Origin of the sequence: Sphingobium sp. SYK-6 (assembly GCF_000283515.1) — a bacterium.
In the GTDB taxonomy this organism is placed as follows: Bacteria; Pseudomonadota; Alphaproteobacteria; order Sphingomonadales; family Sphingomonadaceae; genus Sphingobium; species Sphingobium lignivorans.
The window spans coordinates 2,047,172-2,059,229 of sequence record NC_015976.1 but is presented as its reverse complement, the minus strand read 5'-3'; the positions used below and the strand labels follow the sequence as shown (position 1 = coordinate 2,059,229).

Genomic DNA, 12,058 nt, shown 5'->3' with positions numbered 1-12,058 from the left:
GCAGGTGTAAGAAAGGCTATATACTATCGTCTAGCAAAATAAGATACCATGCTGTTTCGCGTGGAGATATGGGAGAAATGCCGGTGAAGCAAGAAGGCGCTGCGGAAAAGCAGACCCGGTGGACGAGGCGGCAACTCCAGGTGCTTCTGCTGCTTCAACTCATTTTTGTCATCGACGGCATAGACACGCAAATTCTGGCGGTCGCTTTGCCCGCGATCGTCGCCGATTGGCGGCTGCCGCTCGCGGATTTCGGCATTGCTATGGCCGCAGGGCATGCCGGAGCGTTTGTGGGAACGCCGATAGCGGGAATCCTCGGCGACCGATTCGGTCGCAAGCCCGTTCTGGTCGGCGGTACGCTTCTGTTCAGCATGATGACGCTCGCGCTCGCAATGGCGCGGGAGCCGACACATCTCGCCGGTTTGCGCTTCGTTGCCGGGCTTGGTCTGGGCGGGTGTATCCCTCCCGCGCTGGCATTACTGACCGAATCCATGCCCGGCCGCCGACGCGGCCTGTGCGTCGCTCTGTCGATGGTTTGCCCGCCTATCGGGATCGCGCTTGCGGGGCTGCTCGCGAAATGGCTGATCCCGGCGCTGGGGTGGGGGAATTTGTTCATGCTGTGCGGTATGGCGCCCTTGGCAGCAGCAGTTCTATTGTTCTTGTTTCTCTCGGAATCGCCAGCCTATCTGGCGTTGAAGGGTGATCGACCGGAACGTCTCGCAGCCTTGCTCGCGGCATTGAATCTTCCTGCTCCTGCCGAAAATCCCGGCGACAAGGATCCCGGCCTTGCCCAGTCATTGAGCACAATCTTCGCGGTCCCACGCCGTACGGCGGTGCTCGGCCTGTTCCTTGCTTTCTTTTTCATCTATCTCGCGATGAGCCTTGTGCTCGGGTGGTTGCCGTCGATGTTGGCCAGCAACGGCTATTCGCTTGCTTTGGCGTCCACATCGACTTCGGTTTTTGCCCTGGCAGGGATCATCGGCGTCCTCCTCACCGGATGGGCGATCGTTGCGAGGGGCGAGCGGGTAGTCGCTAACGCATTGATGGCAGGCGGAATCACAATAGCGCTGCTGCTGAGCATCGGGCTACCGCCGCCGGCTGCGTTTGGGAGCGCGTCCGCCATGCTCCTGTTCGGACTGCTGGCACTGGAAGGCATGGCGATGAACGGCCTGATCACGGCGCTCTATACCGGCGCCTCGGGAACGTTCCCTCCGCGGGTCCGGTCGAGCGGGATCGGTCTTGCCAGCACGCTGGGACGCCTTGGGGCAATGTGCGGTGGCCTGATCGGTCCCCTGGCGATCGGCCATGGCGGGGTCGCGCGATACTGCCTTGTTCTAGGCGGACTATTGTTGTTTGCGGCTCTTGGCTTCAATCTCCGCAAGCCAAATCAATCCCAATCTAGCCCTCCCGGGCGTAGAATCGAGCAAAGCTGAACATTCCGGCGAGCAGGCAGAGCAAGGCGGCGAACCATGGCGCAAGCATTGCGCCAGCGGAGCCGGTCGCTAAAAGCCCGGCCGCCATCGATGCGCCCAGCACCTGTCCACTCAGCCTCGAAGTTGAGATCAGGCCCCCCGCCGACGCCGCGCGATCGCGCGGTGCAGATTTGAGGATGAGGCGCGCGTTCGGCGCTGTGTAGAGCGCGAAGCCGCAGCCGCACAGCGCCGTACGCCAAGCCATATCATACCAGTCTGGATTGGCCGGTAACAGGGCAAGGGTAATCATCCCCAAAGTGCTGCAGGCCATACCCAGGCTTCCCATCAGACTGGGCGCGAGCCGATCCGACAAGATGCCCGCCACGGGTGCTACGAGCATGATGGCGCCCGGCCATGGGGCGATCATCGCACCGATCTGGGATGCCGAGAGGGCGAAGCCGTGGTGTAGGCGAAAGGGTAGAGCCACCAGAATCATCATGGACGCGACGAACGCCAGAAATGCACCGGTCGCAGAGAGCGCGATCACTGGCCTGCGGACGAGGTCAAGGGGCAAAATCGGGTCGGGACGCCCCAATTCGCGGCGCACGAAAACCGCTCCGATGGCGATGCCGGCCGCCAGCACGAGAGTCCCTTTCCACAGGCTCGCATGCACCATGAGTTCAAGACCACTGATGGAAAGGCCGAAGGTCGCGGCGCACAAGGCGGCTGCCCCCCAGTCATAAGGAGTGGCGCGTCGCTCGGGCTCGGGAAGAAACCGCGCCATTGAAAGTGTGATCAATCCAAGCGGCACGACTGACGCGAAGAGGAACGGCCACGGCGCCACGGCCATGATCGCGCCTCCCAACGTTGGCGCTACTGCATTGGAAGCAGAAACGACGATGCTGTTGATCGCGATGCCTTGCCCGAGCCGTTTGGACGGATAGGTTGCGCGAACGAGCGCGGCCGACACGCTCAGGACTGCGCTGGCTCCAAAGGCCTGCAGGATCCGCGCCACAAGGAGCAACGGCAATGACTGGGCGACAAAACACAGCAGCGAAGCCAGACAGAAACCGGCCATGCCGGCCACATACAAGGTACGATATCCGATCCGTTCGCCCATCGCCGCCAATGGCAGCAACGACATCAGCAAGACAAGCTGGTAGATGGTGATGACGAGGACCACGAGGCTATCGGGAATCGATAGCGATCGTGCGATTGTCGGCAGCGCCACGGATGGTAGCGCGCCGTCCAGAACCACCAGCGAGGTGCCCACCGACAAGGCGGCGATGGCGGCGTAGCGGCGCGGACGGGGGAGCCCCGGATGATCCGTCTGCGAAAGGTCAGGATTATTCAATCTGCGCGCTCCGTGCCGTTAAACGCTGGAATATCGTCTCCGGAATCGTTCCATTTTCCGCACGGCGCGCGCCGACGGGATGGGGCGCCAGGGCGTTGGAGGTGGTGCGATCTTTACGAGCTTTCGCCGCGACCGCCTGCGGGAAGCGAATGGCGTCGTGCTTCGCATAGTCCCGTGTCCCTACGGCAAACTTCCGATCTAGAACTTTCATTCTGTCCCCTCGCGGTACCCATCCGCGGCATTTTGCTGCCGCTGGTCCGATATATGTCCGATGCAAGCTCGCCCCGAGTAGCAACGCCGGTTATTGATAGTCTAACCATATTTTATTCGATGATGGAAATTCGTGGGTTCGGGAGAAGGGGGTGGACGACGGTTTGGCCCTCGCGCTGGGGCGGTCGTTTAGGGTCACGATTTGTGGTTGCAGCCATGGTTTGCACGGAGTAACAGAAACTTTGAATACTATCGTTGCTAAACATCTTGAGACCTGGAGAGGAGAAGCGGCATGGCGACCCTAGGGAGTCCCGCGGCGAAGGAAGCGGGAGAAGGACGGGGGTTTACGATCCTCGTATATGCGGTGCAGTTCTTCTTCGGGGGCTGGTTCCTGGCGCACGGACTGAATCACTGGCTCGAGTTCTTTCCCAGACCCTCCGGGTCGTCTCCGATCTCGCATGAACTTATTGGTGCGCTCAATCACTCCGGGCTGTTCAAGGTGGTGAAGATCATCGAGATCATCACGGGCGTGCTGCTGCTCGCTAACCGCTTCGTGCCGCTCGCTGTGGTGGCCGCCTTTCCCGTGGCTCTCTCGATCGCGCATCTCAATCTGGTGGCGAACCGCGATCCCACCAGCATTGTCGTCGGCATCGTGATCATGACGCTGCTTGGAGTGATTGCTCTTGGTCATCTCGACAAATTTCTGCCGATGCTGGTGATGAATAATGGAGATCCAAGCGACCTGGGCCTGAAGCGGCTTTTTGGCAAGAACAACTGATTTTCGGGGAGGTTGAATAATGCGCGCATGGGTTCATGCCTTGTGCATCCTGGGGGGTATAGCCGCTCCGGTTGCTCTTACATTCTGGACAACCTCGGACGCTGGTCCGCGCAGCAAGGAGCACTATGCCGAGGTGACCGAGGAATCGCTCGGACCAAAGGAAGTGGTTTTGGCTTTTGAGAAGCTCGGCATCGAAGGGCGGAATCCTGCGGAAGCCGTGCGGCGATATTTTTCGCCAGACCTGATCGACCACGATCCCAATGTCGTGGGAGACCGCCAATCGGTCATCGATCGCCTTTCTCATCTGAACTGGGACAAGGCCGGCCCCACACGGACGATCAAGCACATCGTCGCGGAGGGCGATATCGTCATGGTTCACCATCATCTGGTTCGCGAACCGGGAACCAAGGGTATCGCAGCGGTCGATATTTTTAAGGTTAAGGATGGCAAGGTGGTGGAGCATTGGGACGTGCTGCAGCCAATTCCGGAAAACTCGCCCAACAAATATGGTGCCTTCTGATGCCCTCTACAGCGGAAGGCGTCACGGACGCATCGGCGAGGGCGATCACGATTGTCCGTTGGGCGCTGGGCGTTCAGTGCATCCTTTCCGGGTTGAACTGGTGGTTCAAGATCCTGCCCTTTCCGAACATCTTCGATCCGATGACCGGACCCATGAAACACCAGATCGTCGCGACGATGATCGAAAGCGGCTGGATGTTCAGCGCCGCCAAGCTGATCGAAATAGGCGTTGGTGTTTCGCTCGTCTTCAACCGCTACGCCGTGCTGGTGCTCGTGGTGGCATTTCCCATCCTGGTGATGACCTTTATCCTGGATGCCATTCCGTTCGGGGCGGCGGTGGCCGCAGCATTGAGTGGAGAGATTTCCCTGCGGAATTTCTGGGCATCGTTTCTCGATATGATCTTCTTTGGCGGCGCGGTCTTTCTCATGCAGGGCTATCTGATGCTCGAATGGTTCGAACACTATCGGCCCCTCTTCGTGCGACGCCCGGGTGAGACGGCGACCCCGCGAGCGCTCGATATTTCCTGCCCGATGGCGATGTCGATCATTCGGTGGGGCGCAATCGTTATCGGCGGAGCTTCCACGCTGTGGATCATCGCATTGGTCGGCCAATGGTTGGCGCCCTGGAGCAGCCTTGCGGTTCTGGCGCCGGTGCATTGATCTTGCAGAAGCACGAAACCTAGATCCCGCACCATCGCCCTCCCTGCGGAGGACCGAGGGAAGCGGCGGCGTGGGGCCGCCGCTTCCAGACAGCATTCACATCATATCGCGGCCGTATCCCACGGAAGCGACTTCTTCCACGGCTGCGTTGTCTTGTCCCAGTGGGAGATGCTGAAGCGACGGAATTTCCATTCCGTGCCCTGCTTGACGCACTCACTCACAAAATATCCAAGGCTCCGGACCCCATAGGTCTTGGCCTCGACAGCATAATTGTAATGCGTCGCATAGGAATAGACGAGATAGTTGCTGCCGCTACCGACGTAACGATGGTGCGCAGCCTGGTGGAGCCAGAGATCCCCTTCGCGCTCACGGATATCGAGAAGGTAACGGAACCAGGCACCCATTGCTTCCTTGCCGACGTGTTTCTTGCCGAGGCCGACGACCAAACCATCCTCGGTAAACAGTTCCAGGAAACCGGCTTCATCGCTGCAATCATAAGCCCACACATAGGTCGAGAAGAGATCTTCGATCGCTTTACGATCATCCAGTGGAATACGGTTCACTGCGGCTTCCCCTGCTTTTTGACCAGCTTGGGCGGCGATGCTTTTGCTGGATGACATCAGCAGGCCGACTCCCACCGGTAATGCCGCCAATTCACGGCGTGTCATTCGGGGGTGACCACTTGGCTCGGACAGTGCGCTCATTGTTTCTCCTCTCGATTGATGGTTTACCAACTAACCAGAGAGGGCTTAGCCCATCTTTCTCGGCTAGGCGATATCGCTCCTGGATTAATTGCTTTTGACTTGAGGGATGTCGAGGTTATGCGGGCAAAACATGCGGATCGATTTACTGAAAGACATGCCCGGACATTTGATCCGGCGCGTACAGCAGATTTCATCTGCCTATTTCGCCCGGGAATTGGCCGAGTTCGAACTGACGTCCGTGCAGTTCGTCGCTCTCGTCGCGCTCGCCGAAACCCCGGGGCTGGACCAGACGCGCCTCGCAGAACTCATCGATTTCGACAAGGCCACCATTGGCGGCGTAATCGAACGTCTTATTCGGAAGGGGCTTATCACGCGTACGGTCAGCTCACAGGACCGTCGTGTCAAAAGGCTCGCAGTTACGCCGGCGGGAATGGCGTTGATCAAGGTTGGCTTTCCTGGTGTCCAGCGGGTCCAGAACCTACTGACGACGGCACTCTCGGACGAGGAGGCGCGTCAGTTTAGCAATTTGCTCAAGAAGATCATTGCATCGTTCGATGAGTGATCGCACGCTATATTGCTGAAGAGTAATACGAGCGGGCCTGGCGTGATCCGGAGGAGGGAATGGCGGTTTAACGACGGCCACGGTCCGGTGTGAGCCTACGTCCTCGGTTCGACGGCTTGGCCATGCAATCCGATCCACTTGCCATTGCCAGTCTCGCAGAGCCTTGCTAACAGAAACTGCGTACTTTATGGTACGGTTTTTATGACAATGCCAGATGCATCCCGGATTTCCGGACGAAGGGAAGCGCGTCGGCTTGATCGACGTGACATGATCCTGTCGGTGGCGCAGGCTTATTTCCTCGCGCACGGCTATGCCGGTACCACCATGTCGGGCATCGCCGCCGAAGTGGGTGGGTCGAAGGGAACCTTGTGGAATCACTTTCCATCGAAGGAGGAATTGTTCACCGCAGTGCTACTGCGCGCCACCCGCGCCCATCGCGATCATCTCGCGCAGATACTCGATCCCTGCGGCGAACGGCGCCAACACTGCATCGCCTGTGCGTCAGCCTGTTGAAAAAAGTGACCTCGGTGGAGGCGATTGCGCTCAACCGGCTGATCATTTCGGAAGGCGCGCGCTTCCCGGAAATGAGCCGCATCTTCTTCGACCTGGCCCCCTATCATACGCGCGTGCACATAGCGGAATATCTGGAAGGCGCGATGGATCGTCGACAGCTGCGCAAGGCTGATCCGCTGGATGCGGGCCGCGCGTTGATGGCGATAACTCTGGTTGGTTGCCATCAGCAATTGTTGATAGGCCAGATGCAAGCGGCATCCCCGGTGCAGATAGACCGTGACGCGGTATTCGCCATCGACATCTTCTTGCGTGCCTACGCTCCCATGTCCTGAGGCTGCGGCTCCAACCAGTCGGGATAGAGTGCGTAGTTCCACGGCTTTGCCGAAAGGGGGGAAATTTCGGACGTAATGGCGCTCACCGATAGCTCCAGGGCAATGAAAAGATTTTTACTGTACGTCGCATCGTTCCGAGCAGTTCCGGCCACACCTTGCTTAGTGTGTAGCCTCCCGGAATTGTGCGCCTGCGTTCGGGCCTTCCCGGCGTTTGACGATCATGTCATTGACGATGAAGGCCTTGATGGCGTCGATGTCGGGGCGGTTGAGGCTTTTCGAGAAATTACCCATTCCGGCGTAGCTGAGCGCGCCCTCTCCGACGATACCCTCGAATGCGTCGATCGTTTCCGGCGCCATATTCCATAGATCGGGATAGATACCGACGGCCCCACCCATGACATGGCAGCGGTTGCACTGCCGCTCAAAAAGTCGTTGCCCCCGCGCTATCGTTGACGCCTCGGCGGGGATCGCCCGGGGCGTGGGCTGCTGCTCTGCCGCCACGCGGTTTGGGGGAGGCGCGAGTTTCGCGCCGCCGATTTTGAGCACGATGAGCCGCTCATAATTCTCATGGCTGCTTGCCACATTGTCGGGCGCGAAGAAGCCGCCTTGCGGACCTCCAAAACCTGCGAGGATCGCGATATATTGCGTGCCGTCCAACTCGTAGCTGATCGGCGCTGCCATCATTGCCGTCCCCACGAACAATTTTGCCAGAACCTGCCCGCTTGCTGCGTCATAGGCGCGCAAATATCCGTCGGCGGCCCCCTGAAACACCAGGTCCCCGACGACCAGCGTGCCGCCGTTGATGAAGGGCAGCGGTTCCGACGTCCAGCGCGCTTCTCCTTTTGCCGGGTCCCACGCCTTCAGCCGGCCTTCGAAACGTGTAGAGGGGCCTTGCTTGAATTGCGTTCCGAGCCGCGAATCTTCGAACGGGGGGAAGGCGTTGTGCGTCCCGTGATCGGCGTTGCCGGGCAGGAATTCTCCCTTGTCGTAGCTGACATAGCTGGCAGCCGCGTCATAAGTCGGCAGATAGACCAGCTTTGTCTTCGGGCTGTATGACATTGGTATCCAGCTGTGACCGCCTGCCATGCTCGGCCAGATCACGCTTGGACCATCGCGGAAGTCGGCCTGCTTTGTCAGCACCGGCCGTCCGGTGCGTCGATCGATGGAGCTTGCCCAGTTGACAGGGGTGTAGGGAGCGGCTCGCAACAACTCGCCCGTCCGGCGATCGAGAACATAGAAGAAGCCGTTCTTGGGCGCCTGCATGATCACCTTGCGAGGCTTCCCGTCGATTTCGAGGTCAGCCATCACAAAGGGCGAGGTTGCCGCATAGTCCCAGCTGTCGCCCGGCGTCGTCTGATAGTGCCATTTGAGGCGCCCCGTATCGGCGTCGAGGGCGACGATGCTCGACAGATAAAGCTGATCGGTCACTGTCCCGCTCGCGCTGCGCAGCCAGGCGGGATGTGGACCGCCATTACCCGTGCCGATGAATGTCGTATTGGTTTCCGGATCATAGGCCAGGCCATCCCAGGGATTGCCGCCAAGGCCCAGCTCCCATCTGGTATCGATGGGCCAGGTTCTGCGCGCGGCCGTGACGTCTGGAGTTTCGTCGGGTCCAGCCCTGGGGTCGCCGGGGACCACCCAGAAGCGCCACGCCAGCTTGCCGGTGGCCATATCATAGGCGCTGGCATAGCCCCGAGCGCCCATGTCGGCGCCCGAATTGCCGATCACCACATATTTTCCGGCGATATAGGGCGCACCGGTGCTGGAATAGTTCCAGCGTCGATCGACGATGGTGTCGACATTCCATAGCTCCTTGCCGGTCTTGATATCGACGGCGGCAAGGTGGCCGTCGCTGGACGCGGTGAACAGTCTTTTGCCGTCGACCGCAACGCCGCGATTGACCACATCGCAGCAGCTATGCTGCCCTGATTGCCCGTCCGCCTCTGGGTCATAAGTCCACAAATGTTTGCCCGTGCGCGCATTCACGGCATAGGCGACGCCCCAGGGTCCGGAGAAATACAGCATCCCTCCGATCATCAACGGCGTCGCCTCGACGCCGCGGTGGGTTCTTCCCCGCACGACAAAATCGGTGAATTCGAACGCGAGGCCGAGCTTGTCGACATTGTCCTTATTGATCTGTTCAAGCGGTGAATAGCGCTGGCCGAGGATATCCCGGCCGATCAGGGGCCAGTCTTTCGCGGCTGGCTGTGACGGGTCGGCCGAGCAGCTTGCAAGGACGAGCGATATTGCGATGCCTGCTCCAATGGCCTCGGCAAGCACCTTGCGTCTGCCGGACAACCAATGAGCCGCGCTGAGCGTGTTTTGTGTGCAAGTCCTTTGCTGGATCATCCCATCCCCCGTGCCGTTCTCGACGGCCTTGCTATTTCCGATTATAAAAGTATCCGATAATGAATAAGGAATTGACTACCTAATGGAAGACCCATACCATCGGCGCGGTTGGCTTGCCAACAGGTTGCTTAGATGTGCGGCCATCCAGGTCCAAAGGCTGGCCTCACAGACATGAGATTCAGGCGTCGTAGAACGCTGCTCTCGGGAGAAATTGCGCCGAAGCTATTCGGTGGGAGGGGATGTGGATCATGCGGGGAAGAGATATTCTTGCATCGGCTGCCGTCGTGCCGCTGGTGATCGGATTGGCAACGCAAGCGTATGCGCAGGAGACCGAGGCCCGACAGGAAGAGGCGGCGGGTCTTGCCGATATCGTCGTGACGGCTCAATATCGCGCGCAGAACGTGCAGCAGACGCCGCTGGCAATCACGGCCGTGAATGCCGAACTGCTGGAAGCGCGCAGCCAGACAAATGTCATAGATGTAGCGGCCCAGGCTCCCAACGTCACGCTCCGGGCGGGTGGCGGTCAGGGCGGCACGATGAGTGCTACGATCCGCGGCGTCGGGCAAACCGATTATTCGCTCGCCCTCGAGCCGGGTGTCGGCATCTATATTGATGATGTCTATCTCGCGACCATGGCTGGGCAGCTCATCAATCTGGTCGATATCGACCGCATCGAAATTGCCCGTGGGCCGCAAGGGACATTGTCCGGCAAGAATTCCATCGGCGGGTCGATCAAAATCTATTCCAAGGTGCCTGCAGGCAGCAATACCGGCTATGTTTCGGCCACCTATGGCACGGATAACCGGATGACGGTACGCGGCGCGGCCGACTTTGCTCTCGCGCCGGATCTTTTCGTTCGGTTGTCGGGGATAGGCCATACTGTGGACGGCTTCGTCGACCGCATCGACTATCGATGCTCCCATCCCGCGGCTACCGATGTCCCGACCGCTGTGCGAAAGGGCGGGGGCGACTGTCGACTTGGCACGCTCGGCGGGCAGGAATATCTCGTTGGCAGCGCGGATATCCTGTATCGGCCGAGCGATGTGTTCGAACTGAGGTTTCGCGGCGACTATACGAAGGATAGTTCGGAAGGCCAGGCGGTCGTCCAGAGCGTCGCACAGCAGCCGCAAAATGGACTGCCAGGCGTCCCGGGTTATGACAGCCGCTTCGTTACACTAGGGAGCTATGTCAACTATTCGACCTATTGCAGCCCCACCGACGGGGGATACTGCATCGACCCGCTGTCGCAATCGACAGGCGGTGGACTGTCTCTCCAGGCAAAGCTCGATCTCAGCGACTCGATGTCGCTCACCTCGATCACGGCCTGGCGAAAGCAAAAGACGCTTTTCTCGCTCGATGTTGATGGCTCGCCCTTTACGGAAAGCCAGCAATATATGGAAATCGATTTCCGCCAATTCACCCAGGAAGTGCGGCTGAACGGCAACTTCGGTGATTTCGCAGAATATACAATCGGCGGCTTCTACCTGGATACGAAGGGTAAGGACCGCGAGCATATCGATGCTCCGATCTTCCCCGATTTTTCCTTCAACCCTCCGATTCCGACCAATCTCTACACGAACGACCGCACCCAGGCGCATACGGAGGCGGGCTTTGCCCATCTGGTCGTTCACCCGTTAGCCGGTCTGAACCTCACCGGAGGTCTTCGCTACACGCGAGAATATAAGCATCATGATTACGACAGGGGCGTCGGCCAGGCCGCCACGGGTAAGGCCGAAACCTATAGGGGATCGCGCTGGGACTATCGTGTGGCCCTCGACTATCAATTCACGCCGCAACTCATGGCCTATGCCCAGACCGCTACCGGCTTCAAGGGCGGCGGGCCCAATCCGCGTCCGATCGCGTTGATCGAACTGGAGCCGGGTTCGCCCTATCGGACCTTCAAGCCTGAGACCCTTACATCCTATGAAGCAGGCGTGAAGACGACGTTCCTGGATCGGCGGGTGCGCTTGAATGTCGCCGGGTTCATCAGCAAATATAAGGATATGCAGATCCAGGCCAATAACTGCCCGGATCCTAACACCGGCGCTTTCAACTTCTGCTTCGCGCAGCTCAATGCCGGTGACGCGACGATCAAGGGGCTGGAGTTCGAAACATTGATGCAGCCCGTCCCCGGGCTCACCATCGACGGTTCGCTCAGCTATCTGCATTTCCAGTATACGCGCGTGAATCCGCTAACCGGTTTTACAAAAGACAATGTCGCGCCCAACTCGCCCGACTGGAAATGGAGTTTCGGCATCCAATATGAAATTCCAGTTGGCAGCGGCACGCTGACGCCCCGGTTCGACGGCTCCTACCAGGCCTCTTCGTTCAGCTACGGTAACAACGCACCTTCGACCCGGATACCGTCCTTTTCTGTCTTCAATGCCCGTCTAACATATCGTGCCGAGGCCGGGGCCTGGGAGGCGTCGCTGGAAGCGACCAACCTGTTCGACAAATATTATATTCTTAACCATTTTGACCAGCAGGCGAATCTCCTGGGCTACACCGCAGCCCAGGTTGCGCCGCCCCGACGGGTAGCCCTCACACTCAAACATAATTTTGGACAACGATGATCCGCACGGCCGTCCTGCTCGATGCCAACGTTCGGACTGACAGTTTAGTGAAGCAACCCCGGATTCCGGCGGGGTGGTAGATTTCCCAGGAAAGG

At 59.3% G+C, this 12,058-nt stretch carries 12 protein-coding genes; 8 read left to right on the top strand and 4 right to left on the bottom strand.

The features are described from left to right. Positions 1–68 precede the first annotated feature (68 nt). Positions 69–1,430, top strand: coding sequence for an MFS transporter (locus SLG_RS09220; protein ID WP_158512703.1), 1,362 nt, complete (start codon positions 69–71; stop codon positions 1,428–1,430). On the opposite strand, the gene SLG_RS09215 is transcribed toward SLG_RS09220, so the two are convergent. Both SLG_RS09215 and SLG_RS21330 read right to left on the bottom strand, forming a co-directional pair. Next, positions 1,396–2,763 (bottom strand): MFS transporter, encoded by a 1,368-nt coding sequence (locus SLG_RS09215; protein ID WP_014076190.1) that lies wholly within the window; start codon positions 2,761–2,763, stop codon positions 1,396–1,398. The genes SLG_RS09220 and SLG_RS09215 overlap by 35 nt on opposite strands. Beyond that, positions 2,756–2,974, bottom strand: coding sequence for a hypothetical protein (locus tag SLG_RS21330; protein WP_148276546.1), 219 nt, complete (start codon positions 2,972–2,974; stop codon positions 2,756–2,758). The genes SLG_RS09215 and SLG_RS21330 overlap by 8 nt, the downstream gene beginning before the upstream one ends. Positions 2,975–3,265: 291 nt before the next feature. On the opposite strand from SLG_RS21330, the gene SLG_RS09210 reads away from it, so the two are divergent. Genes SLG_RS09210 through SLG_RS09200 form a run of 3 tightly spaced genes read left to right on the top strand, consistent with a single transcriptional unit; the run spans position 3,266 to position 4,930 of the window. After that, positions 3,266–3,751, top strand: a complete 486-nt coding sequence (locus tag SLG_RS09210) for a hypothetical protein (protein ID WP_014076189.1) — start codon at positions 3,266–3,268, stop codon at positions 3,749–3,751. A 19-nt stretch (positions 3,752–3,770) separates the two neighbouring features. Then, on the top strand, positions 3,771–4,271 hold the full coding sequence (locus tag SLG_RS09205; RefSeq protein WP_014076188.1) for a nuclear transport factor 2 family protein: 501 nt from the start codon (positions 3,771–3,773) through the stop codon (positions 4,269–4,271). After that, the gene (locus SLG_RS09200) at positions 4,271–4,930 is read left to right on the top strand and encodes a hypothetical protein (RefSeq protein WP_041391858.1); all 660 of its coding nucleotides are present in this window, start codon (positions 4,271–4,273) and stop codon (positions 4,928–4,930) included. The genes SLG_RS09205 and SLG_RS09200 overlap by 1 nt, the downstream gene beginning before the upstream one ends. A 101-nt stretch (positions 4,931–5,031) precedes the next feature. Here SLG_RS09200 and SLG_RS09195 read toward each other — a convergent pair whose 3' ends face one another. After that, positions 5,032–5,634, bottom strand: a complete 603-nt coding sequence (locus SLG_RS09195; RefSeq protein ID WP_083853353.1) for an SgcJ/EcaC family oxidoreductase — start codon at positions 5,632–5,634, stop codon at positions 5,032–5,034. 130 nt (positions 5,635–5,764) lie between these two features. Here SLG_RS09195 and SLG_RS09190 point away from each other — a divergent pair, with 130 nt between their 5' ends. From SLG_RS09190 to SLG_RS22400, 3 genes are all read left to right on the top strand, one after another. Further along, positions 5,765–6,196 carry a MarR family winged helix-turn-helix transcriptional regulator gene (locus SLG_RS09190; RefSeq protein ID WP_014076185.1) on the top strand — a complete coding sequence of 144 codons (432 nt, stop codon included), beginning with the start codon at positions 5,765–5,767 and terminating at the stop codon, positions 6,194–6,196. A 267-nt stretch (positions 6,197–6,463) separates the two neighbouring features. Beyond that, positions 6,464–6,709, top strand: coding sequence for a TetR/AcrR family transcriptional regulator (locus tag SLG_RS22405; protein ID WP_331386528.1), 246 nt, complete (start codon positions 6,464–6,466; stop codon positions 6,707–6,709). 5 nt (positions 6,710–6,714) lie between these two features. Further along, complete coding sequence (locus SLG_RS22400) at positions 6,715–7,041, top strand: TetR/AcrR family transcriptional regulator C-terminal domain-containing protein (protein ID WP_014076183.1); 327 nt, start codon at positions 6,715–6,717, stop codon at positions 7,039–7,041. 159 nt (positions 7,042–7,200) lie between these two features. Here SLG_RS22400 and SLG_RS09180 read toward each other — a convergent pair whose 3' ends face one another. Beyond that, positions 7,201–9,390, bottom strand: a complete 2,190-nt coding sequence (locus SLG_RS09180; RefSeq protein WP_148276545.1) for a PQQ-dependent dehydrogenase, methanol/ethanol family — start codon at positions 9,388–9,390, stop codon at positions 7,201–7,203. A gap of 248 nt (positions 9,391–9,638) precedes the next feature. On the opposite strand from SLG_RS09180, the gene SLG_RS09175 reads away from it, so the two are divergent. Next, the gene (locus SLG_RS09175) at positions 9,639–11,963 is read left to right on the top strand and encodes a TonB-dependent receptor (protein WP_158512702.1); all 2,325 of its coding nucleotides are present in this window, start codon (positions 9,639–9,641) and stop codon (positions 11,961–11,963) included. The last annotated feature ends 95 nt before the right edge of the window (positions 11,964–12,058 follow it).

Excerpts from the sequence above, each read along its gene's own strand:
- SLG_RS09220 (WP_158512703.1), top strand. The coding sequence starts at position 69 with ATGGGAGAAATGCCGGTGAAGCAAGAAGGCGCTGCGGAAAAGCAGACC.
- SLG_RS21330 (WP_148276546.1), bottom strand. The coding sequence starts at position 2,974 with ATGAAAGTTCTAGATCGGAAGTTTGCCGTAGGGACACGGGACTATGCG.
- SLG_RS09210 (WP_014076189.1), top strand. The coding sequence starts at position 3,266 with ATGGCGACCCTAGGGAGTCCCGCGGCGAAGGAAGCGGGAGAAGGACGG.
- SLG_RS09205 (WP_014076188.1), top strand. The coding sequence starts at position 3,771 with ATGCGCGCATGGGTTCATGCCTTGTGCATCCTGGGGGGTATAGCCGCT.
- SLG_RS09200 (WP_041391858.1), top strand. The coding sequence starts at position 4,271 with ATGCCCTCTACAGCGGAAGGCGTCACGGACGCATCGGCGAGGGCGATC.
- SLG_RS09195 (WP_083853353.1), bottom strand. The coding sequence starts at position 5,634 with ATGAGCGCACTGTCCGAGCCAAGTGGTCACCCCCGAATGACACGCCGT.
- SLG_RS09190 (WP_014076185.1), top strand. The coding sequence starts at position 5,765 with ATGCGGATCGATTTACTGAAAGACATGCCCGGACATTTGATCCGGCGC.
- SLG_RS22405 (WP_331386528.1), top strand. The coding sequence starts at position 6,464 with ATGATCCTGTCGGTGGCGCAGGCTTATTTCCTCGCGCACGGCTATGCC.
- SLG_RS09180 (WP_148276545.1), bottom strand. The coding sequence starts at position 9,390 with ATGATCCAGCAAAGGACTTGCACACAAAACACGCTCAGCGCGGCTCAT.
- SLG_RS09175 (WP_158512702.1), top strand. The coding sequence starts at position 9,639 with ATGCGGGGAAGAGATATTCTTGCATCGGCTGCCGTCGTGCCGCTGGTG.